Origin of the sequence: Paraburkholderia sp. 32 (genome assembly GCF_050435345.1) — a bacterium.
GTDB classification, from domain to species: Bacteria; Pseudomonadota; Gammaproteobacteria; order Burkholderiales; family Burkholderiaceae; genus Paraburkholderia; species Paraburkholderia tuberum.
Map to the genome: position 1 here is coordinate 1,147,419 of NZ_JBNDKD010000001.1, position 22,976 is coordinate 1,170,394.

Genomic DNA, 22,976 nt, shown 5'->3' on the forward strand with positions numbered 1-22,976 from the left:
GCATGACATCGACAGGGCCGGTCCGCGTCCGCATCACAGACGAATGCGGCGGCCCTCGTCCATCACGCATGCAAAACCAGTTTCTGAATACGCCAGTTCAGCAACTCGGCAACGAATAATACGTTTTCCGAAGGACACGCCATCTCGTGAATCCAGCCGAACTGCTTCGGCTGTTTGCCCGCTTTGCCAAGCACACCGAGCACTTTGCCGTCGAGCGTCATCTTGTAGATGCGGCCCGGAAACGCGTCGGCGCTATAGAGCACCTGATTCGGTCCCGGCGAGATGCAGATCGCCCAGGGCGAGCCCGGCGCGAACGTGCCCGCGGCGAGGTCCGCTTCACTCGGCATGTTACCGATCGCGGGGCGCGCGTCCGGCGGCACCGGTACGTCGATCGTGAACTGGCGCAGGAACGTGCCCTCGGTATCGAACACCTGGATGCGCCGGTTGCTGCGATCGGCCACATAAACGTGGTCGTGCGCATCCACCGCGATGCTATGCGGCGTATGGAACTGCCCCGGTCCCGTGCCGCGATCGCCCCATGACTTCAGCCAGTTGCCGTCGCGATCGACCTTCGCGACGCGCGAGTTGATGTATCCGTCGCTGATATAGGTGTTGCCCGCCTTGTCCCACGCGACGTCGGTCACCTGGCGAAAGCGTCCGGGTTCGGACGGCAGCGGCGGATTCGGATGCTTGAGCGGCGCGGTCTCCTCGTCCGATGCTTCCTGCTTGCGGCCGAACACCATCGCGACGCGTCCTTCCGGCGTGAACTTGATCACCATGTCCGAGCCCTTGTCGGTGACCCAGATGTTGTCGTGCCGGTCCACCTTCACCGTGTGGGCGAACGACCACGCATACAGGTTGTGGCCGATCTCGCGCACGAAGCGTCCATCGGGCGCGAACTCGACCAGTTGCGCGGCGGCCGCGCCATATGCGGGGCCGGTGGTGTTGCCGCGCGACAGCACGAAGATATGGCCATGCGAATTGAGCGCGACGCCCGAGCATTCGCCGAAGTACCTGTCGTTCGGCAAACGTACGGGGTTGGCAATCGAGTCGTAAGCAATCGTGGGCACGGCCGGTGTGTCCGCGGCGAACGCCGGCGGCATGGCGAGTCCGGCGGCGCTACCCGCGAGCAGGCTCATGAAAGTCCGTCGGCTCATCGCCCGGTGGTCGGGACCGCCGCAGCATGCACAAAACGACTCGTATCGCTCGCTCATTCGTTGTCTCCTTTGGTCCATCGCTTGAAGTGTGCAAAGGCAAGCCTAGTGCACAAAACGTTGAATGGCTAAATCGTTTTGGCGATGCTGAAAGAGACACTTCCCGGTATGCGCGATCTCGTGCTGTTGGTGGCAGATGCTGTCCAAGTCGCGGCGCGCGGCGGAGCGGTACCGCTCGGCATCGCGAGCCAGCCCGCTTTGCTACTATGTAAGACCGCGACTGCTTAGGTCCGCTTTAGTCCCGCGTTGGTCCATCACACAAGGAGATTCGAATGAGCAAAGGTTATTGGGTGTCGTCGTACCGCAAGACGAACGATCCGCAGAAACTGGCCGCGTACGCGCAACTGGCCCCGGCCGCGGTGGCGGCGGCGGGCGGCAAGTTCCTCGTGCGAGGCGTGGCGGACGAGGCGCGCGAGCAGGGCCTCAAGGAGCGCACGGTCGTGATCGAGTTCCCGACGTACGAGGCGGCCGTCGCCGCTTACGAAAGCGAGGAGTACAAGAAGGCGCTGGCCGCATTGGGCGATGGCGTCGAACGCGATCTGCGCATCGTGCGCGGCACCGACTGACGCGCGACCCGCAAGCGAACACTGCGCGGCAAGTAAGTGCCGCGCAGTCACTCACTTCACCGCGCCGAGCGCGAGCCCCTTCACCATATAACGCTGCAACCACGCAAACACGATCGAAACCGGCAACGTCGCGCACAAGGTCGCGGCCATCACCAGATGCCATTCGACCACGTACTTGCCCGCGACCATATCGGTCACCTGCACGGTCAGGGTCTTGTTTTCCGGCGAGCGGATCAGCGTATAGACGACCGCGAACTCGTTCCACGCATTGATGAACGTGAAGATGGCGGTCACGACGATCGCCGGCACCGCGAGCGGCAGAAACACCTTGAACACCGCGCGCGTGCGGCTGCAGCCTTCGAGCCACGCGGATTCCTCGAGATCCTGCGGCACGGTCTGAAAGTACGACGACAGCATCCACACCGCGAACGCGATATTGAACGCCGCGTACGACACGATCACGCCGATCCTCGAATCGACCAGGTTGCCGTCGCCCCACGGAATCATCGCCGCGAGCCGGAATAGGCCGACCACCAGCAGGATCGGCGACAGCATCTGCGTGACGAGCAGGAACTGCCGATACAGGCCGCGTCCGCGAAATGGGAAGCGCGCGAGCGCGTAAGCGGCGGGCAGGCACACCGCGAGTGCGAGCGCGGTGGACAGGAAACTGATGATCGTGCTGTTGCGCAGCGCGACGCCGAAGTTGGCCGCGTCCCACATGTCGATGAAATTGCGCCACTGCCACTGCACCGGCAGCCAGCGCGCCGGATAGACGAAGATCTCCGAGGCCGGTTTGACCGCGGTGAAGAACATCACCGCGAACGGAAACAGTATGACGATCACGAGCGGCGTCAGCGCGATCCAGCACCACAGCGAGCGTTTCGTCTTCGCGCTCAGACTCATGATGGCACTCCTTCTTTCGCGCGTTGCAGACGCAGATAAGCGATCGAGAACACGAACAGCATCACGAGCATGATCAGCGAAACGGCGGCCGCTTCGCCGGGCCGTCCGAGCCGGAAGCCGAGTTCGTACAGGTAGGTGACGAGGATGTGCGTGCTGTTGTCGGGGCCGCCTTGCGTCATCACCCAGATGATCGGAAACGAGTTGAACACGTAGATCACGTTCAGCAGGATCGCCATGTTGATGAACGGGCGCAGCAGCGGCATCGTCAATTGACGGAACTGCTGCCAGGCGCTCGCGCCGTCGATACGCGCGGCTTCGTAGATATCGCTTGGCACCGAAGACAGGCCGCCAAGAAAAATCGTCACCGTAAACGGAATCGACACCAGAATGCCGACCGCGATTTCGACGGGGAACGCGAACTCGGGCGTCGCGAGCCAGTGAATCGGCCCGCCGATCAGGCCGAGCCGCTGCAGCGTGACATTGACCATGCCGTAGTCGTCGTTGAAGGCCCAGCGCCAGACGACGGCGGTCATCGTCAAAGAGACGGACCACGGCAGCATCACGATCGTGCGTGCCACGCCGCGACCGTGAAAGTCCTGATTCAGAATCAGTGCGACAGGTACCGAGATCAGCACCGTGCCGCCCACCACGCACACGGTCCAGATGATCGTGCGGCGTACCGAATCGAGAAACACCGGGTCCTGAAACACGTTGATGAAGTTCTGCGCGCCGGTGAAGTCGCGGATCGCGCCGAAGCGCGATACCTCATGCAGCGATTGCCACACGATGTTGAAAATCGGATAGCTGATGATGAACAGCGCGAGCACGAGGCTCGGCGCAATCAGCAACCAGGGCGCCTGCGCGCGCGAAGAAACGGAACGGCTCATGCGTGCTCGATCGTAAGACGCGCCCGCTCTCTGGCGGCGGGCACGACGGAATGGGCCGGAGGGTGCATCGTGCTGCATAGGCTCGAATGTGGGAATGGCGCGGCGCAACGCGCGGCGCTCGAGCTACGGCGCCGCGCGTCCCCTGTTCGTCTCGTTACTGTCAAAAGCCGCGTATCAGTGACCGAGCGACTTGTTCGCCTGCGCAGCGGCCGCATTCAACGCTTCCGCCGGTTGCGCCTTGTTCAGGTAGATCGCCTGCATCGCGTCGGTCACGGCTTTCGCGGTGTCTTCCCAGCCGGTCACGGTCGGCGCGAAGTGAGCCGTGGGCAGCAGCGCGACGAATGCCTTGATGTCCGGATCGTTGAACGCCGGGTCCGCCGCTTCGGCCTTCGTGGTCGGCAGGAAGCCTTCGGTCGTCGTGAACTCGACGCGCGGTTCCTTCGTGAACAGATAGTCGAGGAATTTCCACGCGGTCTTCTTCACCTTCGAGTTCTTGAACATCACGATCGAGTCGGTGACCGCGTAGGTGGCGTGCGTCGTGCCCATCGGCACCGGATCGATGCCGTACTTCAGGTTCGGCGCTTCCTTCTTGATCTGCTTGGCGAGGAACGGCGCGGAGATCACCATCGCGACGCGGCCCTGCTTGAACAGGTTCTGCACGTCTTCGCGGCTATAGCCGGTGACGCCCGGTTGCGTGAGACCCTGGTCGATCATCTGCTTGTACATCGTCGCGGCCTTCACGCCCGCCGGCGAATTGAACGCGGCCTTGCCGTCCTTGCCGACCACTTCTCCGCCCATCGTCCACAGCGCGTAGTAAAAGTAGACGTCGGTTTCGATTTCCTTGCCTTGCAGACCGAAGCCGGCGATGCCTTGCGCCTTCAGCTTCTTCGATGCATCGATCACTTCATTCCAGGTCTTCGGGCCGTCGGGGTAGCCGACCTTCGCGAGCAGATCCTTGTTGTAGTACAGCGCGCGGGCGGAAGCGGCGATCGGCAGCCCGTAGGTCTTGCCGTTGATCTGGCCAGGCGCCAGGAACGGACCGATGAAGCGTGCCTTGAAGTTCGCGTCCATATAACCGTCGAGCGGCTCGGCGACGTCGTCCTTCACGAAGTCGAGGAGCCAGCGCGTGCCGACGATCGCGAGGTCCGCGTTGGCGCCGCCGGAGATGTCCGTTTGCAGCTTCTGTTGCAGCGTGTCCCAGTTCACGTCTTCGATCTTGATGGTCGTGCCGGGATTGGCCTTCTCGAAGTTGCGGGCCATTTTCTCGAAGTACGGCGCGGTCGCGTCGCTGTAGTGAGCGACCGTCACGCGGACCGTCTCGGCATGGGCCGAGACGGCGATACCTGCAAACGCGAGCGCCACGGCGACTTTGCCTAGCGCGAGGGAAGCACGGGCATGCAACGACATTTTTCTCTCTCCTGTGGGTGGTTTGCTGCCGTCGCCGGCCGCCTTGGGTAAATTGTTTGAAAAAATCCTACATGACGCAAAATAGCTTGTCACGTAGGGTCTGCGATATTTTTTCTCGGGCTGTTTTGTGCATAAGATGCTGTAAAGCATGGGGTATTCTGCACGGCGCGACGGGGATGGAAACCCACTCTTCGGGATGGCCGGCAGTCGTCGAGGGTTGGGTATGTAGGAAATTTACAGCGTTGCGCGTAGCGCGAGCCGGGTGGCGGACGGCGCCGGCAAGACGGCCGAAACGGCCAGGCCAACGAGCGAGGAACACATGGATCGTGTCGTATTGGTAACGGGCGCATGCGGCGGTATTGGCAGCGTGTTATGCGAGCGCTTCGTCGAGGCGGGTGACACCGTGCTCGCACTCGACATCGACGCGACCGCGCTGCAATCGTTGAGCGCGCGACTCGGCGCGCAACGGGGCGCGCAACAGGTCGTGCCGGTCGCGGTCGATCTCGGCGACGCCGCTGCGGTGCAGCACGCGGTGGCCGCGGCGGTCGCGCAGCGTGGACCGGTCGACGTACTGGTCGCGAACGCGGGCGCGGCGCTCGGCGCGTCGCTCGCGACCACCGACGCCGCAAGCTGGCAGCGCGACATCCATCTGAATCTGAACGGCACGTATCACACGGTGGAGGCGGTGCGCGCGTCGATGATCGAACGGCAGCGCGGCGCGCTCGTGCTGATCGGCTCGGTGAACGGTCTCGCCGCGCTCGGTCATCCGGCATATAGCGCCGCGAAGGCCGGCCTGATCGGCTATACGAAGGCGCTCGCGCTCGAGCTGGGCCGCTTTGGCATTCGCGCGAACATCGTGTGTCCGGGCACTGTGAAGACGCAGGCGTGGCAGGCGCGTGTCGACAAGAATCCGCAGGTGTTCGAGGAACTGAAGAAGTGGTACCCGTTGCGCGACTTCGCGACGCCCGACGACATCGCCGATGCGGTGCTGTTCCTCGCATCGCCGCAAGCGCGCGTGATCACCGGCGTCGCGTTGCCGGTCGACGGCGGCTTGATGGCGGGCAACCGCCTGATGGCGCAGGAGCTGACGCTCGAGTCGTTCTGAGCCGCGCGCGGCGCGTGCACTACGATACCGGCAATACAACATCGGCAATACAACACACAGCAAGACAATGAGGACAGCATGGCAGCAGTGCAACTGAGCGGCATCTTCAAACGCTATGGCGACACCCAGGTCGTGCACGGCATCGATCTCGACATCGACGATGGCGAGTTCGTCGTGCTGGTCGGTCCGTCGGGCTGCGGCAAGAGCACGCTGATGCGGATGGTGGCCGGGCTCGAGGAAATCAGCGGCGGCGATCTGATGATCGGCGGCACGCGCGCGAATACGCTCGCGCCGCAGCAGCGCAACATCTCGATGGTGTTCCAGAGCTACGCGCTGTATCCGCATCTGTCGGTGTATGAAAACATCGCGTTCGGTCCGAGAATCCGCAAGGAATCCTCGGAGAAATTCAAGCCGCGCATCGATGCGGCCGCGAAGATGCTGAACCTCAGTGACTATCTGGACCGCTTGCCGCGCGCATTGTCGGGCGGTCAACGGCAACGCGTGGCGATGGGCCGCGCGGTGGTGCGCGAGCCGTCGCTGTTCCTGTTCGACGAACCGCTGTCGAATCTCGACGCAAAGCTGCGCGTGCAGATGCGCACCGAAATCAAGGCCCTGCATCAGCGCTTGAAGAACACGGTGATCTACGTCACCCACGACCAGATCGAAGCGATGACGATGGCCGATCGCATCGTCGTGATGAACGCGGGACGCATCGAGCAGATCGGCCGTCCGCTCGAACTCTATGACCGGCCGGCGAATCTGTTCGTCGCGAGCTTCCTCGGCTCGCCGTCGATGAATTTCGCCGAGGGCGTGATCGTCAATCGCACGCAGGGTGCGGGCCTCGCGTTGAAGCTCGCGGACGGCAGCGAGGTCGCGCTCGAACGCACGCCTGCGTCGGCCGTGGTCGGTGCGAAGGCCACGCTCGGCGTGCGGCCCGAGCACGTCGAGATCACGACGCAGATACCGGATGCCGCGCTCGACGTCGAAGTGATCGAGCCAACTGGTGCCGAAACGCACCTGTACGGGAAAATAGGCGGCGCTTCGTGGTGCGTGACCACGCGCGAGCGCTCGAAGATCGAGCCCGGTCAGCGTGTCGCGCTGCGTCTGCCGGCCGAACACATCCATCTGTTCGATACGGAGAGTGGACGCAGGCTGGTCTGAACCGCGTGCGGCTTGAACTTTGATCAGGCCGATTCAAGCCGAACAAGCTGCGAGCGACGCGGATCCATATGAAACAGCCCCTAAGGAACACCGGGTGTCCGCACCGAACTTGATTCCTCACATCCGCAACGCACTCGCGAGTCTGCGGCCCGCCGAGCGCAAGGTCGCCGACATGGTGCTCGCCGACGTCGACTTCGCGATGCGCGCGAGCATCACCGAACTCGCGCAGCGCGCCGAAGTATCCGAGCCTTCCGTCACGCGTTTTTGCCGCGCGATCGGTGCGCACGGTCTGCGCGACTTCAAGATGCAGCTCGCGCAGAGCGTCGCGGGCGGGCTGCCGTATGCATCGACCGCGGTCGCGCGCGACGACGACGTGCAGACCTTGATGGACAAGGTCGGCGAAGCGGCGATCGACGGCATCACGCATGCGCGCGGCGCGCTCGATCCTGCCGTGGTCGAAAGCGCGATCGCGGCGCTTTCGAGCGCCCGGCGCGTGTTTTTCTTCGGCGTGGGCTCAGGCTCGGGGCTCGTCGCGCAGGACGCGGCGCTGCGTTTTTTGCGCATCGACATCGCGGCGGCCGCGTTTACCGATGGTCATTTGCAGCGTCTATACGCGGGTTTGATGGAGCCGGGCGACGTCGCGTTTGCGATCTCGCATTCGGGGCGCAGCGTCGAAGTGAATGAAAGCATCCAGATCGCGAAGGAGCGCGGCGCGACGACGATCGCGCTGACCAACGTCGGCTCGCGACTCGCATGGCTCGTCGATATTCCGCTGCTGCTGCGCGTGGCGAGCCCGATCGATCCGAACACGCCGGGCGTGTCGCGGCTCGTGCATCTGTGCATCATGGATGCGCTCGCGATCGGCGTCGCGCTGAAGGCCGGGCCCGAGACGCTGGAAAAGATGCGCCACGCGAAGGCGCGGCTCATGCCGCATGAGCCGGAAGGGGCGGGCGGGTAAGCCGCGCACATTCCGCGACTTTCGTCGTCGCTCCAGGTAGAATCGGCTCGCAGCGTTCCCGTTTACGTCCGTCCGCCCATGTCCTCCCGTTCCGCCGACACCGCATCGCACGCCCCATCAACGACCACCGCCGAACGTGTGCCGACCCTGCTGCTGGCCGCCGCGCTATCGCTCGGCAGCGCGACAGCGCTCGGCTTCGCGCGCTTCGCGTACGCGCTGCTGTTGCCGTCGATGAAACTCGACCTCGGCTGGAGCTTCGCGCAGGCCGGCGCGATGAACACCGCCAACGCGCTCGGCTATCTGCTCGGCGCGCTCGTGTTTCCGCGCCTCGCGCGCCGCTGGTCGGCCGGCGCGCTGTTCGGGGCCGGTTGCGTGCTGACCGCGCTGCTGATGGCCGGCAGCGGCCTCACCGCCAGCACGCATGCGCTGCTGACGCTGCGCGTGATCACCGGTGCGAGCAGCGCGGCGATCTTCATCGGCGGCGGCGTGCTTGCGGCGCGGCTCGCGTCGGCGCGACCGCGCGACGCGGGACTCGTGCTCGGTCTGTATTACGGCGGCACCGGCTGGGGGATCGTCGCGTCGTCGGTGCTGGTGCCGGTGGCGATCCTTGATGCCGCCCACGGCTGGCAATTCGCGTGGTTCGCGCTCGCGGCGGCCTGCGCGGTGTTCGCCGCGGTCGCGATCGGCGCGGCGCGCAGGATCGAGCGCGCGTACTCGAGCGCGGCGGCTGCGGCGCATGCGGCCGGCGCCACCCCTGCCCCGGGCTGGCCGCACTTCGCGGCCGCGCTCGCGGGCTACGGACTGTTCGGCGTCGGCTATATCGGCTACATGACGTTCATCGTCGCGCTGCTGCGCAACGCCGGCATGAGCGCGGCGGTCGTCACCGGTTTCTATCTACTGCTCGGCGCGGCGACCGTGGTGTCGGCGCGCATCTGGTCGACGCTGCTCGATCGCATGCGCGGGGGCCAGGCGCTCGCCCTGCTCAACGCGCTGCTGGCGATCGCGACGCTGCTGCCCGCGCTCTTCACGCAGCCGTGGGTCGCGTTCGTTTCGGGCGCGCTGTTCGGCGCGACGTTCCTGTCGGCGGTCGCGTCGACGACCGCGTTCGTGCGCCACAATCTGCCCGCGAGCCACTGGGCGAAGGGTATCAGCGCCTTCACGATCGTGTTCGCGTTCGGGCAGATCGTCGGGCCGGTCGTGATCGGCTGGGTGTCGGATGGCGCCGGGCTCGCGCGCGGGCTCGTGTATTCGGCGCTGCTGCTGGCGGCCGGCGCGGTACTCGCAGCGTGTCAGAAGGCGTTGCGCGCGCCGTGAGTCGCCTTGTGCGTGCTTCGTATTCAGCGATACGTCCAGCACCGATGCGCGACGAACGTGAGCGGCGGCACCACGCACACGACTAGCGCGATACCGAGCGCGGGCGGCCCGCCCGCAAGCTGCGTCAGGTGCGCTACGAGCGCGGTCGACGTCAGACCGCCCAGCGACACGACCACGAACCGCCCAGCGTTCAGCAACGCAGGCAGCGCAGAAAAACTCCAGAACGTGTTCAACAGATAAGAGGCCGCCGTCGCCCAGGTGAAAGCGATCGCGTTGGCCCACGGCGGCGACATGCCGGCGTCCGCGATCAGCGTCAGCGCAATGCATACATGCAGGCCGGTCGCGATGACGCCGCTCGCGCCAAAGCGCATCAGCCTGACCCGTTCGACCGGCATCATCGCGACGCTCCCTCGCGCTTGCGCAGGATCGCGAACAGCGATACGCCATAAGGCAGCGGCGCATGCGCGAGCCAGTGGCGCTCGGCGCTGAAGACGCGGTACAGCGCCGCGTTGAGCAGCCACGGCGGAATCGCGTCGCCGCTGGAATGCTTGCGACGCAGCAGCCGGTCGGCCCAGCGCGCGGCCACCGCGACCGGATACAGCAGCGTGTTGAAATAGCTGATGCGTTCGACTTCGTAGCCGGCCACGGCCGCGCAGCGCATCAGCGAGCCGCGGCTATAGCGGCGGTGGTGGTGCAGGAAAACATCGTGCGCACTCCAGAGACTTTGTCCGGCCGGCACCGTCACGATGATGCGGCCTCCCGGCGTCAGCAGGTCGCGCATGCGCGCGAGCGAGCCGGCGTCGTCGGCGATATGTTCGAGGCAGTCGAAGAAACAGATCAGGTCGAAGCGTTCGCCGTTGAACGGCACGTCGTCGGGGCAGTGGCCCGCGCGGATGTCGAACTGGTTGCCGGTCTTGCGCGCGCTCAGCGCCCGAGCGGTCGGGTCCATCTCGAGGCCGCTGACGGCGCCGAAGCCGGCCAGCATGTCGAGGTTGCCGCCGGTGCCGGAGCCCACTTCGAGCACGCGTGCGCGACGCGGTAACGCGAGCCGTTCGAGCAGCGTGCGCAGCACGTCGCGCCGCGCGCGAAACCACCAGTGCCCGGCTTCGGTCTCGGCCATTTCCAGGTAGGCATCGGGAGACATGGTGGACTCCTCCGCTTTCAGTGGCCGACTACGCGAAACCGCGGCGCGGCACGCCTGCGTGTCAGTTCGACGCGCGCCACGTGCGCCGCGCGCGCATCCTGACGCACGCCCGGCAACATGCTGACCTTGCTCTTCGCCTGATAGCGACGCCGCACCAGATAAACGGGCCGTTCCTTCGACTCGTAGTAAATGCGGCCGACGTATTCGCCGATCACGCCGATGCCGATCAGCTCGATGCCGCCCATGAACAGCATCACCGAGATCGTGGACGCGTAACCGGGCACCGGATTGCCCGACCACAGCGTGCGGCCGATGACGAACCCGCCGTAGACGAACGCGAGTGTCGCGATCGACAGTCCGATATAAGTCCAGCTGCGCAACGGTACCGTGCTGAAGCTCGTGATGCCTTCGAGGGCGAAGTTCCACAGCCGCCAGCCGGAGAACTTCGAGTGACCGGCGCTGCGCGGCTCGCGTTCGTATTCGACGATCACGGTGCGGTAGCCGACCCACGCGAACAGGCCTTTCATGAAGCGACGGCGCTCCGGCAGGCTGCGCAGCGCGTTGACGACTTGCCGATCGATCAGCCTGAAGTCGCCGACATTCTCCGGCAGCTTCACTTCGGACAGCGCGTTGTGCACGCGATAGTAGAGCGCGGCCGCCGTGCGTTTGGCGAACGTATCGCACAGGCGGTTCGTGCGTTTGGCCGCAACCACTTCGGCGCCCGCGAGCCAATGCTCGACCATCACCGGGATCAGGGTCGGCGGGTCCTGCAGGTCCGCGTCGATCGGAATCACCGCATCGCCGAACGCTTCGTCGATGCCGGCGGTCAGCGCCGCTTCCTTGCCGAAGTTGCGCGTCAGGTCGATCACGCGAATGCGCCGGTCGCGGCCGCTTTGCGCGATCAGCCGATCGAGCGTCGCGTCGCTGCTGCCATCGTTGATGCAGACGATCTCGAAGCGCGTGCCGTCGATCGATTCCAGCACCGGCACGACCGCCGCGAAGAAGCGTTCCACCGCATCCTGCTCGTTGTAGAACGGCACGACGAGTGAGATCAGTGGCGTGGTTGTATGAGTTGGCATGACGCTTCCCCGTTTATCGAATGATTCGAACCGCGTGCGAATAGGCGAGGGCGGTGCGCTCGCCGCGTTCTTCGTCCATCACGCGCACGCGGCGCACGACCATCAGCAGCACCAGCAGCAGAACGATCGGGCCGATCTGCGGCAACTCGGCCGTGCGGTTGAAAAATTCATAGACCGGCAGCAGCCACGCGAGCGCAATCACACTCTGCTCGCCGCGCAGCCAGCCTTTGTCGATGCCGAGCGCGGTCAGGCAGGCCGTCGCGATGCCGAGCCACGCCAGTTCGTAGTGCCACACGTAGGGGTTCGTCAGCAGCGTGGCGACGACGAGACTCGCCGCGCGCAGCCGCGTGTCGCGCGTGTTTCGCCACACCTGCCATGCGGCTGCCGCGGCGATGAGTCCGACGCAGGCCTGGGCCGCAAAGGCCGCGGCGATCGGCGCACCGCCCTCGCGCAGCACCGCGAACGCGGTCGGCGACGCGAGCCAGTAGCCACGGCATTGCTCGAGCAGCGTCTCACGCGCAATGCCGGTGTTGACGAAGAAGAGCCGCACCGATTGCACGCCGCATATCAGCACGCTGAACGCGCCGAACAGCGCCGCGCTGAACGCGGCGGCCGCCAGCGTGCGCCATGCGCGTGCGGCAATCAGCACGAGCGGAAACAGCACGGCCATCTGCGGCTTGATCGCGAGCAGACCGAGGCACAGCCCCGCGCGTACCGGATGCCTCCGGACCCAATGCAGCGTGAGCGCGGCGATGCCGGCGGTCAGCAGCGAGTTCTGGCCGAAGATGGCTGGCACGAACACGCACGGCGAGGCCGCGACGACGAACCATGCGAAGCGCGAGCCCCTGAAGCTGTCGGCAAGGCCCGACACGCGCAGCGTGCCCGCGCTGAGCAGCACGATGCCGCCGCCGACGAACACGAAGTACATGACGAGCCGCGGTAACAGCGCGAGCGGTGCGATCAGCACGAGGAACGTCGGCGGATAAAGCCAGGGCATCACGCTGTCGTGGCTCACGTTCGTGAATAGCGCGCGCTGTAGCTTGTCGAACGACGCGTGGTCGTAGATCTGCATGGCCGAACCGTGCAGCAGTCCATACGAGGCCGACCAGAAAATCGAAAAATCCTCACCGGGACGCGTGAGCCGCGGGTCGGAGAAGCCGTGGCTCGCATAGGCCCACAACGCGATGATCCCCACGTACAGCACGCACATCCCACAGCAGTAGAAGACGATGCGCTCGGGCGTAAGCCAGCCGTGAATCTCGCTGTCGCCGCTGCGCATGCGTAGTTGTGATGCGTACATGATCCCCGCCCCCCGCGTGATCCGGATCGGGTCTATCGACCCGCCGTTCGTTCTGTTTATAGGTTCCGTCTTGTATGTGTCGGCGCGTGACATCGAATTAAAAACCGTGTCGTTGCGCTGAACCGGTCAGCTCATTGTTGGCGGAAATTGATGCGACTTTCAAGCTCGCGTTTTTCTGGCCACGCGCCGCGCACTGCCGACTCCGCCAAAAAGCGGGCCAAACGGCCAGCTTTGTGTGCGCCAACGCACCAAGCCGTCTTGCCGATGAGACGCTTTGGACCGGCGCGCCCTTCGGGAACGGCGATTTTTCGATGGAATTTCTTTTTTACCGGAGTAGGGAAAGTCCTGGGAAAAAAATGCCGAGCCTTGCCCGGCGGGGCATTACGCGATCCGCGAAGTGTTCGGCGGGTCAGGCAAAACGTTGCGCATTCGGACATTTCGGACGCGAATAGGGCGCGAGGCTGGGGGCCAGTCGGCTCGAACCCGCGTCGTTACACTGTTTTCGCAAAGCTGGTCCCGTCCTTGCAATAGGGAGTGCGCGGAAGTCGACGACACGATGCTGCGGACCTGAACAGGCAGCACACCATGGCGAGAGAGGGAGCCAACGTCGACTGACTAGCGGATGCCGGCCTCGAGCCGACGCCAAGAAAAGAATCACGAAAGACGGGGGATGTATGCACAACAAGATCACGCGAGTGCGCGGCGATACCAGGCCCGTGTGCGGCGCACATCGTGCGGCCATGCTGCGCCAGCGGCACGCGGCCGCGATGCTGCGGCTCGCCCGGCAGTTGCCGCTTCACTTTCCCCGTTTCCTCCAGTTCGTGTCGCCCAGCGTTGCGACCATGCGGATCAAACACCGCGCGACGCTGATCGGGCGGCGGAACTAGCCAGCAGCTTCCCGCATTTCCCTGCAGTACCCGCAGTCCCATCGCCCACGCCAATCCTGGTAACGGGTTCCATTAGTTAGTCTTCCAGAGGAGTCGAATCATGAAGAACATCATCGCTGCCGCAGCCCGTTTCGTTCGTGACGAAGACGGCGTGACCGCCATCGAATATGGGCTGCTCGCCGGCCTGATCTCGCTGTTGATCATCAGCGGCGCAACATTGCTCGGCACGCATCTGCAGACGATTTTCAACAACCTCGCGGCCTCGGTCTGAGTCCTCGAGTCGACGGACGAACCTCGCGATTCGTCCGTCCCCTTCCCACTGGAAAAAGGAGGTCTGTCATGAAGAACCTGATTGCTCGCGCAGCACGTTTCATTCACGACGAGGACGGTGTGACCGCCATCGAATACGGCCTGCTCGCCGGCCTGATTGCACTGCTGATCATCGGCGGCGCGACCACGCTCGGCACCAACCTCAGCACGATCTTCAACAATCTCGCTGACTCGGTCTGACGCGGCTCAATCATCCTTGACGAGGTCATCATGACGCTGCCACCTCTGCCGCCACATCCTGTACCGCTGTGTGTGATCGTGCTGGCGATCGTGGCCGCGAGCACGGACATGAGCGCGCGGCGCATTCCGAATCGCCTGATCTCACTCGGACTCGCCGTCGCGCTTGCCGTGCAGATGTCGATTCACGGGCCGCTCGCCGGCGCGCTCGAGTGGTTGATCGGCGCGGCGTGCGGCCTCGCTTTGCTGTTGCCGTTCTATCTGCTGGGCGGCATGGCCGCCGGCGACGTGAAGCTGCTGATGATGATCGGCGCGTGGGTCGGCCCCGCGCTGACCTGGCGGATCGCGGTTGCCACTTTTCTGCTCGGCGGGATCTGGTCTCTGCTGATCGTGCTGTGTCGCGGCCGCTTCGCGCGCGTGCTCGCGAATCTGCGGCAACTGCTCGGCAGCCTCGTCGTCGCGCCGCTCGGACAGCCAAACCTGATCGATGCGGGCTCCGGATCGGTCGGGTCGATTCCCTACGGTGTCGCGATCGCGGCCGGAACCCTCGGAATGCTGTTCGCGGCCGCGCTATAGCCGGACGTTTCCACTGAACGATGCGGGAGTGTTGCCATGAAAAACAGTCGGGCTTTAGTGATGCTGACGATCGCCGTGCTGGCGGGCCTCGCGGCCGTGAGTTTCGCGTCGCGCTGGCTGCTGCAGACGTCGTCGGGCGCGGTGACGTCGGTCGCGGTGGCGTCGTCGGAAATCAGCCTCGGCCAGCCGCTGAACCAGAACCTGATCCACCTGGTCAGTTGGCCGACTTCGAGCGTGCCGCCCGGTGCGTTCGCCGATGGCAAGGCGCTTGAAGGACGCGTGCTGCTGACGAGTCTCGCGCCCGGCGAGCCGGTGCTCGAATCGAAGCTCGCGCCGCAGGGCACGAAAGGTGGCTTGTCAGCGGTGATTGGTGAAGGCAATCGCGCGATCACCGTACGCGTGAACGACGTGGTCGGCGTCGCGGGCTTCGCGCTGCCGGGCAATTACGTCGACGTGATCGTCAATACGCAGCAGACGAACAAGACCGACACGCCGCAAAGCATCTCGAAGATCGTGCTCGAAAAGATCCTCGTGCTGGCAGTCGCGCAGCAGGTCAGCCGCGACGACACCGCGCCGAAAGTGGTCAACGCGGTGACGCTCGAGGTGACGCCCGAGCAGGCCGAGAAGCTCGACCTCGCGCGCAGCGTCGGCACGCTGTCGCTGGTGCTGCGCAATCAGGTGGACAAGCAGACCCCGAGCACCGGCGGCGCGACCAAGCTGACCTTGCTCGACGTGCCGGCTTCGGCGCCGGCGGCGCCCGATGTGCATCCGGTGCGCACGCACTATGCGGCGCGTCCGGCGCCCAGGCGCGATTGCGTCGGTGTGCTGTCGGGGGTGACGGGCAGTGTCGAATGTTTCTAGCGCGGTCGCGGCGCGCGGGTTTGCGCGAGTTCACGTCAGGCGTCGCGATCTGAATCAGAAGGCCATCAAAAGACGTCTCGGTTCACACCTATCGAGCGACGGGGGCAGCAACATGAAAACACAACAACGGTTCTCATCCGGTGGCGGCAAGCATTGCCGCTCGCTCGGCGGCACGGTGCTCGCCGCCGCGCTATGCGCCGGATTGACGGCCGCGCACGACAGCGCGGCACAAACGATGGCCGCCGCGCACGTGCCGCCGGGCTGGGGTGCGCAGACAGCGCCGCTGCCGGTCGGCCGGGGCGCCGTGCCGATGCTGGTCAGCAACACGCCGATGCCGAGCGGCGCGACGAGCGGCAGGATGGTCGCCCCCGCGCAGCTGACCGGGCCGAACTGCACAGGCGAGATTCGCGACGAATCGAGCGTGTCGGTGGCAGTCGGCAAGTCGATTCTGGTGCCGCTCGTCGAGGCCGCGCGCAACCGTACGCTCGGCAATCCGGTCGTCGCGCAGGCGACGCTCGTGTCGCAGCGCACGCTGTACGTGGTCGGCATGAGCGTCGGCACCACGAACATGATCGTGCAGGGCCGCAGCGGCGCATGCCAGATCATCGACGTGAGCGTCGGCGTCGATGCCGAAGGGCTGCAACGCACACTCGCGCAATTGCTGCCGAACGAGCGCGGCATTCGCGTGTCGAGCGCGGCCGCCAATCTCGTGCTCGCGGGCCGCGTGTCGAGCGGGCAGGCTGCGCAGCAGGCGATGAGCATCGCCGGCGCTTACGCGGGCGCGCAGCCCACCCAGCAAGACCAGGCGAGCACCGCGAGCTTTGGTAACGGCGGTACGATCTCGCAGCAAAGCTCGAGTGTTAGCAAGGGTTCCGAAGTCATCAACATGATGACGGTCGATTCGCCGCAGCAAGTGATGCTCGAAGTAAAGGTCGCCGAGGTGTCGAAGACGTTGCTCAATCAGTTGGGCGCGGCGGTCAACATCCAGGGCGGCTTCGGTTCGTGGACCGGTGCGCTCGTGAGCAGCCTGCTGGCCGGTGTCAGCAGTGGTATCGCGGTGAGCAAGGCGAACAACAGGCCGTTCAATATCGCCGTCGACGCGCAGAAGAGCGACAGCCTCGGCAAGATTCTCGCGGAGCCGAACCTCGTCACGCTGAGCGGGCAGGAGGCGTCGTTCCTCGCGGGCGGCCGGGTCTTCATTCCGGTGCCGCAAAGCAACGGCTCGGGCGGCTCGACGATCACGCTGCAGGAAGAAGAGTTCGGCGTCGGCCTCAAATTCACGCCGACCGTGCTCGCGGGCAGCCGCGTGAATCTGAAGGTCGCGCCGGAAGTATCGGAACTGTCGCCGACCGGCGTCACCGTGTCGGCGAGCGGCACGAGCAACACCTCGGTGCTGCCGCTGATCACGACGCGGCGCGCGTCGACGACGGTGCAGATGAACGACGGCGAGAGCTTCGCGATCGGCGGGTTGATCCAGAACAACATCACCGGCTCGCTGAAGGCGTTGCCCGGCATCGGCGAATTGCCGGTGCTCGGTGCGCTGTTTCGCAGCACGTCGTTCCAGCAGGATCGCACGGAGCTGATCTTCATCGTCACCGTGCATCTGGTGAAGCCGCTGCCGGCGGGCGACTATCCGCTGCCGACCGATAGCTTCACCGGTGTATCCGACGGCACGGTCTACGCGACCGGCAACATGGAAGGCCGCCGGCCCGCAGCGCAGGCAGCGGGCGCCGCGAACCCGAATGCGCCACAGATGCCCGCGCAACCGCAAACGCAACCCGCGTTGCCCGCACCGGTTCCGACGCCGGCACCGACCGAAGGCTCGGCCGCGCCCGCCGCGCTGCTGCCGCCCGACACCCAGGCGGACCGGCCGGCACCGTCGGCGGCGGTGCCGCCACCGGACAAGACGACCGCAACGGCAGCGTCGGCAGCGCAAGCGCACACCAACGCCGAACCCGCATTCGCCAAAGCCGACGCCGTGAGCCCAGGCAACCCGACGATCAAGGGCGCACAGCCCAACCCGTAACGCGCCGCGAAGGAGACTCTCATGAAATCCGAACATCTTCTGATCACGCGCCGCGCGGCGTTGCTGCTGATGCTGTGCGCCACGCTGGGCGGCTCGTTGAGCGGCTGCATGTCGAGCTCGCCGATCTGGGACGCACACGTCGGCGACGCCGTGCGCACCGTGACGCAGATGCAGATCATCGATCCGCATGCGGGCGAGCACACGCCATCCACACCGGGCGTCGACGGCAAGGCCGCGGTCGCCGCGCAGCAGCAGTACGACAAGTCGTTCCAGACGCCGGTCACGACGTTCAATCCGTTCGTGATGGGTATCGGCAGCAGCGGCGGCAGTCAGTGATGGCGAACGCGGCGCATGGGGCGGACGCGCCGTCCGCCGGTTAATTCGACAGCTCGGTTGGGAACATCATGATCAACATCCTGGCTCTCTCTGAAGACGGCGCACGGCTCGCGCAGATCGCGCATCTGAGCGGCGAAGCCGGCGACTACCGGATCACGCGCGCGATGGGCACGCCGTCGCTGCTCGGCGAACGCGGCGACACGCTCGACGCGTTCGACGTGCTGATCGTCGACGCCGCGTCGCTGAAGGACGCAGAGCTCGCGGTGGTGGAGCGCCTGCATCGCGAGCATGGGCGGCTCACCTGCATCCTGCTGATTCCCGACGCATCGCCGCAGACGCTGATCGCCGCGATGCGCGCGGGCTTTCGCGACGTGCTGAACTGGCCGCTCGATTCGCGCCAGTTCGGCGACGCGCTGCAACGCGCGCAGGCGCAGAGCCTGCAGGGCGGCACGCGCGATACGCGGATTCTGTCGTTCGTGTCGTGCAAGGGCGGCGCCGGCACCAGCTTCATCGCCGCGAACGTCGCGCATGCGATCGCGACTCTGCCGCAGAAAAAGCGCGTTTTGCTGATCGATCTGAACCAGCAGTTCGCCGATGCCGCGTTTCTGGTCTCCGACCAGACGCCGCCGTCGACGCTGCCGCAAATCTGCGCGCAGATCGAACGCATGGATGCCGCGTTCTTCGACACGAGCCTCGTGCACGTGAGCGACAGCTTCCATATTCTCGCCGGCGCGGGCGACCCGGTGAAGGCGGCCGAGATCAAGGAAGACCGTCTCGAGTGGCTGCTCGGCGTCGCCGCGCCGCATTACGACTTCGTGCTGTTCGATCTCGGCCAGACGCTGAACCAGCTGTCGATGCTCGCGCTCGATCGCAGCGACCAGATTCATCTCGTGCTGCAGGCGAGCATGCCGCACGTGCGGGCCGGCCGCCGGCTGCAGGAGATTCTCTGCTCGCTCGGCTATGCGCAGGAGCAGATGCGGCTGATTCTGAACCGCTATACACGGCACGGCGAGCGGCCGCGCGCGGCGCTCGAATCCGTGCTCGGCATGAGCGCGTATCAGGTGATCCCCGAGGATGCCGAAACGGTGACCGATGCGATGAACCTGGGACTGCCGGTGTCGAAGACCGCGCGCGGCAGCGGGGTTGCGCGCAGCCTGCAGGCGCTCGCCGAAAACATCGCGGCACGCGCGACCAAACCGGGGCGTTCGCGCGCGAAGGGCGAGTCGCTGTTCGGGCGGCTGCTGGGCCGCCAGCCGTCGCCGAAACTCGAAACGCTTTAACCGTGCTCCAACGCTACACGATCAGAACAGGGGGAACGTCATGTCGCTTCGTGAGCAGATTTCCGCGCAACGCGTGCAGCCGCTGGGCGAACGCCAGGACCCGGCGGGCGCCGGCATGTTGCGCGGCGCCTACCAGAAACTGAAACGCGAGATTCATCAGGCGGTGCTCGAACGCGTCGAGCTCGAACGGCTGTCGCGCCTGCCGCCCGAGCAGGTCCGCCAGGAGATCGCGACGCTGATCGGGCGCATTCTCGAAGATCAGAAGGCGCCCGCCAACGATCTCGAACGCCGGCAACTCGTCGGCGACGTGCACGACGAAATGTTCGGCTTCGGTCCGCTCGAAGTGCTGCTGCGCGACCCGACCGTGTCCGACATTCTGGTGAATACGCATCGTCATACGTACGTCGAGCGCCGTGGCCGTCTCGAAGCGACCGACGTGACCTTCTACGACGACGCGCATCTGATGAAGGTCATCGAGAAGATCGTCTCCGGCGTCGGCCGCCATATCGACGAATCGAGCCCGATGGTCGACGCGCGCTTGCCGGACGGCTCGCGCGTGAACGCGATCATCCGGCCCTGTGCGATCGACGGTCCGTTGCTGTCGATCCGCCGTTTCGCCGCCAATCCGTTGCAGGTTGCCGACCTGGTTGAATTGCAGAGCCTGACGCCGCCGATGGCCGAAGTGCTCGACGCGCTCGCGCGCGCGAAGGTGAACATCCTCGTGTCGGGCGGCACGGGCAGCGGCAAGACCACGCTGCTGAACGTGCTGTCGGGCTTCATTCCGGGCGACGAGCGCATCGTCACGATCGAGGACGCGGCCGAGCTGCAACTGCGCCAGCAACACGTGCTGCGGCTGGAGACGCGTTCGCCGAACATCGAGGGACGCGGCGAGATTACACAACGCACGCTGGTGCGCAACGCGCTGCGGATGCGGCCCGACCGCATCATTCTCGGCGAGGTGCGCGGCGCCGAAGCGCTCGACATGCTGAACGCGATGAACACCGGCCACGAAGGCTCGCTGTCGACGATCCACGCGAACACACCGCGCGATGCGCTGACGCGCCTCGAAAACATGATGACGCTCGGCGGCCTGTCGCTGCCGACGCGCACGATGCGCCAGCAGATTTCGTCGGCGATTTCGGTGGTCGTGCAAGCCACGCGTCTGACCGATGGCCGCCGCAAGATCGTCAGCATTTCGGAGCTGACCGGCATGGAGGGCGACATGATCAACATGCAGGAGATCTTCGTGTTCCGCCGCTCCGGCGTCGATACGAAGGGCAACGTGCGCGGCCATTTCTGCGCGACCGGCGTGCGGCCCCAATTCGCCGAGCGCTTGCAGGCATTCGGCGTGGCGCCCTCGGAGCAGGTCTACGATCCGGCGCGTCGCTTCGAAACCACATGACAGGTATGGGCAACGCGCACCAACCGCTCGCCCGGTGTTTCAGGAGACTTGCATGAGCCCGATTTTCTACGCGTCGATCATTCTGCTGTTCGCGGCCGTGGCGCTCGCGACGGGCGGCGTCTACGAGTATTGGAACAGCCGGCACGGCCCGGTCGCGCGGCGCGTCGATTCGCGGATTCGCGCGCTATCCGCCGGCGGCGCGTTGAGCAGGCAGCGTCTTTCGATTCTGAAGACGCGCACGATGGCCGACTCGGCGGTGCTCACGCGGCTGCTGCTGCGCATTCCGCGCGTGCACGCGCTCGATCTGTTTCTGCAGCAGTCGGGGCTATCGTGGTCGGTCGGGCGACTCGTCGGCACCTGCGCGGTGTTGCCGCCGTTCGTGCTGATGGCGGGCGCGAGCCTCGCGATGCCATGGGTCTTCACCGCGGGCGCCGCGGCGCTGTCCGCATTGCTGCCGCTCGCCTACGTGCAGCGGCGGCGCAACCGGCGCATCCGTCAACTCGAACGGCAACTGCCGGACGTTTGCGACATGCTGTCTCGCGCGTTGCGTTCGGGCCATGCGTTCACCAGCGCGATCGATATGGTCGGCACCGAGTTCGCCGAGCCGATGAGCGGTGAGTTCCGCATCGTGTTCGACGAGATCAACTACGGCGTGTCGATCAGCGAGGCGCTGACGAATCTCGCGACGCGCGTGCCGATTCGCGATCTGCGCTACTTCGTGATCGCCGTCGTGATCCAGCGCGAGACGGGCGGCAATCTCGCCGAAGTGCTCGACGGCATCACCGCGCTGATCCGCGACCGCTTCAAGCTATTCGACAAGGTTCGCGTGCTCGCCGCCGAAGGCAAGATGTCCGCGTGGGTGCTCGGCCTGCTGCCGTTCGGCGTCGGCGCCGCGATGATGGCGATCAACCCCGGGTTCCTGAACGTTCTGTGGCAGGACCCGGCGGGCGTCAAGATGATCGCGGTGGCGAGCGTGGCCATGCTGTTCGGCATTCTGTGGATGCGGCACATCGTGAAGATTCGCGTCTGAGCGGGCGAGAGCTCATCGGAGAAGGACCATGCAAACACTGAACATCACGCAGATTCTGTTGCTTGCCGGCGTATTCGCGATCGTTGTCGCGGCCGTGTTCGGCGCGATGCATCTAGGCACGCCGCGCGACATGAGCCGCCGTATCGAGCAGGCGGGCGGCGCGAATGCAGTCCCGGCGCCGGAGCAACTCGACGCCGCCGCGCAGACGCCGTGGTACGAAAAGCTCGTCGAGATTTCGCAGCCGATCTCGAAGCTGTCGGTGCCGAAGGACGGCTGGGAGCAATCCGCACTGCGCCTGCAATTGATGAACGCCGGCTGGCGCTCGGCCAACGCCGCGCCGATCTATCTGGCCGCGAAGACCGCGCTCGCGCTGACGTTGCCGCTCGTGGCGATGCTCGCGCTGTACGGCTCGTCGTTCGCGAATTCGCTGCTCGAACGCGCGATCGTGCTGGTCGTGCTGGCCGCACTCGGCTACTACCTGCCGAACGTCGTGCTGTCGCGCCGCATCGCAGCGCGCAAGCGCAGCATCGTCGAGGACTTTCCCGATGCGCTCGATCTGCTGACCGTGTGTGTCGAAGCGGGTCTGGGCCTCGATGCGTCGCTGATGAAAGTCGGCGAGGAAATCCGCCTTCGCAGCGCGGTGGTCGCGAGCGAGCTCGAACTGATGCTGCTCGAAATGCGTTCAGGTTTCTCGAAGGAAAAGGCGCTGCGCAATTTTTCGCTGCGCACCGGTGTGGAAGACATCGACTCGTTCAGCGCGATGCTGATCCAGGCCGAGCGCTTCGGCACCAGCATCGGCGCGTCGCTGCGTGTGCTGTCCGATACGCTGCGCACGCGCCGCCGGATGCGCGCGGAGGAGCGGGCCGCGAAGATCGCGCTGAAGTTGCTGTTTCCGTTGATGTTCTGCATTTTTCCGGCGCTGCTCGTCGTGCTGATGGGGCCCGCGATGATTCATATCTATCGCGATCTGCTGCCGAGCATGGCGGGTGGTGCATGACCACGCACTTCCTCGCGGGTGGACCGACATGTGGAA

Annotated in this window: 25 protein-coding genes; 16 read left to right on the plus strand and 9 right to left on the minus strand. The window is 65.4% G+C overall.

Annotation, left to right across the window (positions count from 1 at the left end; genetic code table 11):
• Positions 1-62 precede the first annotated feature (62 nt).
• Positions 63-1,214 (minus strand): peptidyl-alpha-hydroxyglycine alpha-amidating lyase family protein, encoded by a 1,152-nt coding sequence (locus OKW26_RS05455; RefSeq protein ID WP_429352926.1) that lies wholly within the window; start codon positions 1,212-1,214, stop codon positions 63-65.
• A gap of 272 nt (positions 1,215-1,486) precedes the next feature.
• On the opposite strand from OKW26_RS05455, the gene OKW26_RS05460 reads away from it, so the two are divergent.
• Entirely contained in the window at positions 1,487-1,780 is a 294-nt protein-coding gene (locus OKW26_RS05460) for a DUF1330 domain-containing protein (RefSeq protein ID WP_018423759.1), read from the plus strand.
• 51 nt (positions 1,781-1,831) lie between these two features.
• Here the strand turns inward: OKW26_RS05460 and OKW26_RS05465 are convergent, their stop codons facing one another.
• The 3 genes from OKW26_RS05465 to OKW26_RS05475 form a co-directional block, all read right to left on the minus strand.
• Complete coding sequence (locus OKW26_RS05465; protein WP_090807642.1) at positions 1,832-2,683, minus strand: carbohydrate ABC transporter permease; 852 nt, start codon at positions 2,681-2,683, stop codon at positions 1,832-1,834.
• Entirely contained in the window at positions 2,680-3,570 is an 891-nt protein-coding gene (locus tag OKW26_RS05470) for a carbohydrate ABC transporter permease (RefSeq protein ID WP_090807639.1), read from the minus strand. Before OKW26_RS05470 ends, OKW26_RS05465 begins: the two co-directional genes overlap by 4 nt.
• A gap of 174 nt (positions 3,571-3,744) precedes the next feature.
• Entirely contained in the window at positions 3,745-4,977 is a 1,233-nt protein-coding gene (locus OKW26_RS05475; protein WP_429352927.1) for an ABC transporter substrate-binding protein, read from the minus strand.
• Between the two features lie 319 nt (positions 4,978-5,296).
• Here OKW26_RS05475 and OKW26_RS05480 point away from each other — a divergent pair, with 319 nt between their 5' ends.
• The 4 genes from OKW26_RS05480 to OKW26_RS05495 all read left to right on the plus strand — a co-directional run bounded on the left by OKW26_RS05480 (position 5,297) and on the right by OKW26_RS05495 (position 9,515).
• On the plus strand, positions 5,297-6,082 hold the full coding sequence (locus tag OKW26_RS05480; protein WP_429352928.1) for an SDR family oxidoreductase: 786 nt from the start codon (positions 5,297-5,299) through the stop codon (positions 6,080-6,082).
• Between the two features lie 78 nt (positions 6,083-6,160).
• A complete protein-coding gene (locus tag OKW26_RS05485) occupies positions 6,161-7,243 on the plus strand; it encodes an ABC transporter ATP-binding protein (RefSeq protein WP_184072779.1) in 1,083 nt (360 codons plus the stop codon).
• Between the two features lie 94 nt (positions 7,244-7,337).
• On the plus strand, positions 7,338-8,201 hold the full coding sequence (locus tag OKW26_RS05490; RefSeq protein WP_187610637.1) for a MurR/RpiR family transcriptional regulator: 864 nt from the start codon (positions 7,338-7,340) through the stop codon (positions 8,199-8,201).
• A 78-nt stretch (positions 8,202-8,279) separates the two neighbouring features.
• Positions 8,280-9,515 carry a YbfB/YjiJ family MFS transporter gene (locus tag OKW26_RS05495; RefSeq protein ID WP_429352929.1) on the plus strand — a complete coding sequence of 412 codons (1,236 nt, stop codon included), beginning with the start codon at positions 8,280-8,282 and terminating at the stop codon, positions 9,513-9,515.
• 23 nt (positions 9,516-9,538) lie between these two features.
• On the opposite strand, the gene OKW26_RS05500 is transcribed toward OKW26_RS05495, so the two are convergent.
• The 5 genes from OKW26_RS05500 to OKW26_RS05520 all read right to left on the minus strand — a co-directional run bounded on the left by OKW26_RS05500 (position 9,539) and on the right by OKW26_RS05520 (position 13,475).
• A complete protein-coding gene (locus tag OKW26_RS05500; protein ID WP_184061561.1) occupies positions 9,539-9,913 on the minus strand; it encodes a GtrA family protein in 375 nt (124 codons plus the stop codon).
• Complete coding sequence (locus tag OKW26_RS05505; protein ID WP_429352930.1) at positions 9,910-10,659, minus strand: class I SAM-dependent methyltransferase; 750 nt, start codon at positions 10,657-10,659, stop codon at positions 9,910-9,912. Before OKW26_RS05505 ends, OKW26_RS05500 begins: the two co-directional genes overlap by 4 nt.
• A 17-nt stretch (positions 10,660-10,676) precedes the next feature.
• The gene (locus OKW26_RS05510) at positions 10,677-11,738 is read right to left on the minus strand and encodes a glycosyltransferase family 2 protein (protein ID WP_429352931.1); all 1,062 of its coding nucleotides are present in this window, start codon (positions 11,736-11,738) and stop codon (positions 10,677-10,679) included.
• Positions 11,739-11,751: 13 nt separating this feature from the next.
• Positions 11,752-13,038: a glycosyltransferase family 87 protein gene (locus OKW26_RS05515; RefSeq protein ID WP_429352932.1), complete on the minus strand. Its 1,287-nt coding sequence runs from the start codon at positions 13,036-13,038 to the stop codon at positions 11,752-11,754.
• Between the two features lie 131 nt (positions 13,039-13,169).
• Complete coding sequence (locus tag OKW26_RS05520) at positions 13,170-13,475, minus strand: hypothetical protein (protein WP_429352933.1); 306 nt, start codon at positions 13,473-13,475, stop codon at positions 13,170-13,172.
• Positions 13,476-13,712: 237 nt separating this feature from the next.
• Between OKW26_RS05520 and OKW26_RS05525 the strand changes: the two genes are divergently transcribed.
• The 11 genes from OKW26_RS05525 to OKW26_RS05575 all read left to right on the plus strand — a co-directional run bounded on the left by OKW26_RS05525 (position 13,713) and on the right by OKW26_RS05575 (position 22,940).
• Entirely contained in the window at positions 13,713-13,925 is a 213-nt protein-coding gene (locus OKW26_RS05525; RefSeq protein WP_429352934.1) for a hypothetical protein, read from the plus strand.
• A 100-nt stretch (positions 13,926-14,025) separates the two neighbouring features.
• Complete coding sequence (locus OKW26_RS05530) at positions 14,026-14,196, plus strand: Flp family type IVb pilin (RefSeq protein ID WP_184046198.1); 171 nt, start codon at positions 14,026-14,028, stop codon at positions 14,194-14,196.
• Positions 14,197-14,264: 68 nt separating this feature from the next.
• Complete coding sequence (locus OKW26_RS05535) at positions 14,265-14,435, plus strand: Flp family type IVb pilin (protein ID WP_184046199.1); 171 nt, start codon at positions 14,265-14,267, stop codon at positions 14,433-14,435.
• 30 nt (positions 14,436-14,465) lie between these two features.
• On the plus strand, positions 14,466-15,008 hold the full coding sequence (locus tag OKW26_RS05540; RefSeq protein WP_429352935.1) for an A24 family peptidase: 543 nt from the start codon (positions 14,466-14,468) through the stop codon (positions 15,006-15,008).
• Positions 15,009-15,044: 36 nt separating this feature from the next.
• The gene (cpaB, locus tag OKW26_RS05545; RefSeq protein WP_187610631.1) at positions 15,045-15,869 is read left to right on the plus strand and encodes a Flp pilus assembly protein CpaB; all 825 of its coding nucleotides are present in this window, start codon (positions 15,045-15,047) and stop codon (positions 15,867-15,869) included.
• A 112-nt stretch (positions 15,870-15,981) separates the two neighbouring features.
• The gene (locus OKW26_RS05550) at positions 15,982-17,895 is read left to right on the plus strand and encodes a type II and III secretion system protein family protein (RefSeq protein WP_429352936.1); all 1,914 of its coding nucleotides are present in this window, start codon (positions 15,982-15,984) and stop codon (positions 17,893-17,895) included.
• Positions 17,896-17,916: 21 nt separating this feature from the next.
• Positions 17,917-18,231, plus strand: coding sequence for a hypothetical protein (locus tag OKW26_RS05555; protein WP_429352937.1), 315 nt, complete (start codon positions 17,917-17,919; stop codon positions 18,229-18,231).
• 68 nt (positions 18,232-18,299) lie between these two features.
• Positions 18,300-19,511, plus strand: a complete 1,212-nt coding sequence (locus OKW26_RS05560; RefSeq protein WP_184061571.1) for an AAA family ATPase — start codon at positions 18,300-18,302, stop codon at positions 19,509-19,511.
• A gap of 40 nt (positions 19,512-19,551) precedes the next feature.
• Entirely contained in the window at positions 19,552-20,913 is a 1,362-nt protein-coding gene (locus tag OKW26_RS05565; protein ID WP_184024443.1) for a CpaF family protein, read from the plus strand.
• Positions 20,914-20,965: 52 nt separating this feature from the next.
• Positions 20,966-21,943: a type II secretion system F family protein gene (locus tag OKW26_RS05570; RefSeq protein WP_429352938.1), complete on the plus strand. Its 978-nt coding sequence runs from the start codon at positions 20,966-20,968 to the stop codon at positions 21,941-21,943.
• Positions 21,944-21,971: 28 nt separating this feature from the next.
• Positions 21,972-22,940: a type II secretion system F family protein gene (locus OKW26_RS05575; protein ID WP_429352939.1), complete on the plus strand. Its 969-nt coding sequence runs from the start codon at positions 21,972-21,974 to the stop codon at positions 22,938-22,940.
• The last annotated feature ends 36 nt before the right edge of the window (positions 22,941-22,976 follow it).

What these genes read in the sequence shown, in the direction of transcription:
- OKW26_RS05455 (WP_429352926.1), bottom strand. Translation starts at nt 1,214, where the DNA reads ATGAGCGAGCGATACGAGTCGTTTTGTGCATGCTGCGGCGGTCCCGAC.
- OKW26_RS05460 (WP_018423759.1), top strand. Translation starts at nt 1,487, where the DNA reads ATGAGCAAAGGTTATTGGGTGTCGTCGTACCGCAAGACGAACGATCCG.
- OKW26_RS05465 (WP_090807642.1), bottom strand. Translation starts at nt 2,683, where the DNA reads ATGAGTCTGAGCGCGAAGACGAAACGCTCGCTGTGGTGCTGGATCGCG.
- OKW26_RS05470 (WP_090807639.1), bottom strand. Translation starts at nt 3,570, where the DNA reads ATGAGCCGTTCCGTTTCTTCGCGCGCGCAGGCGCCCTGGTTGCTGATT.
- OKW26_RS05475 (WP_429352927.1), bottom strand. Translation starts at nt 4,977, where the DNA reads ATGTCGTTGCATGCCCGTGCTTCCCTCGCGCTAGGCAAAGTCGCCGTG.
- OKW26_RS05480 (WP_429352928.1), top strand. Translation starts at nt 5,297, where the DNA reads ATGGATCGTGTCGTATTGGTAACGGGCGCATGCGGCGGTATTGGCAGC.
- OKW26_RS05485 (WP_184072779.1), top strand. Translation starts at nt 6,161, where the DNA reads ATGGCAGCAGTGCAACTGAGCGGCATCTTCAAACGCTATGGCGACACC.
- OKW26_RS05495 (WP_429352929.1), top strand. Translation starts at nt 8,280, where the DNA reads ATGTCCTCCCGTTCCGCCGACACCGCATCGCACGCCCCATCAACGACC.
- OKW26_RS05500 (WP_184061561.1), bottom strand. Translation starts at nt 9,913, where the DNA reads ATGATGCCGGTCGAACGGGTCAGGCTGATGCGCTTTGGCGCGAGCGGC.
- OKW26_RS05505 (WP_429352930.1), bottom strand. Translation starts at nt 10,659, where the DNA reads ATGTCTCCCGATGCCTACCTGGAAATGGCCGAGACCGAAGCCGGGCAC.
- OKW26_RS05510 (WP_429352931.1), bottom strand. Translation starts at nt 11,738, where the DNA reads ATGCCAACTCATACAACCACGCCACTGATCTCACTCGTCGTGCCGTTC.
- OKW26_RS05515 (WP_429352932.1), bottom strand. Translation starts at nt 13,038, where the DNA reads ATGTACGCATCACAACTACGCATGCGCAGCGGCGACAGCGAGATTCAC.
- OKW26_RS05520 (WP_429352933.1), bottom strand. Translation starts at nt 13,475, where the DNA reads ATGTCCGAATGCGCAACGTTTTGCCTGACCCGCCGAACACTTCGCGGA.
- OKW26_RS05525 (WP_429352934.1), top strand. Translation starts at nt 13,713, where the DNA reads ATGCACAACAAGATCACGCGAGTGCGCGGCGATACCAGGCCCGTGTGC.
- OKW26_RS05530 (WP_184046198.1), top strand. Translation starts at nt 14,026, where the DNA reads ATGAAGAACATCATCGCTGCCGCAGCCCGTTTCGTTCGTGACGAAGAC.
- OKW26_RS05535 (WP_184046199.1), top strand. Translation starts at nt 14,265, where the DNA reads ATGAAGAACCTGATTGCTCGCGCAGCACGTTTCATTCACGACGAGGAC.
- OKW26_RS05540 (WP_429352935.1), top strand. Translation starts at nt 14,466, where the DNA reads ATGACGCTGCCACCTCTGCCGCCACATCCTGTACCGCTGTGTGTGATC.
- cpaB (WP_187610631.1), top strand. Translation starts at nt 15,045, where the DNA reads ATGAAAAACAGTCGGGCTTTAGTGATGCTGACGATCGCCGTGCTGGCG.
- OKW26_RS05550 (WP_429352936.1), top strand. Translation starts at nt 15,982, where the DNA reads ATGAAAACACAACAACGGTTCTCATCCGGTGGCGGCAAGCATTGCCGC.
- OKW26_RS05555 (WP_429352937.1), top strand. Translation starts at nt 17,917, where the DNA reads ATGAAATCCGAACATCTTCTGATCACGCGCCGCGCGGCGTTGCTGCTG.
- OKW26_RS05560 (WP_184061571.1), top strand. Translation starts at nt 18,300, where the DNA reads ATGATCAACATCCTGGCTCTCTCTGAAGACGGCGCACGGCTCGCGCAG.
- OKW26_RS05565 (WP_184024443.1), top strand. Translation starts at nt 19,552, where the DNA reads ATGTCGCTTCGTGAGCAGATTTCCGCGCAACGCGTGCAGCCGCTGGGC.
- OKW26_RS05570 (WP_429352938.1), top strand. Translation starts at nt 20,966, where the DNA reads ATGAGCCCGATTTTCTACGCGTCGATCATTCTGCTGTTCGCGGCCGTG.
- OKW26_RS05575 (WP_429352939.1), top strand. Translation starts at nt 21,972, where the DNA reads ATGCAAACACTGAACATCACGCAGATTCTGTTGCTTGCCGGCGTATTC.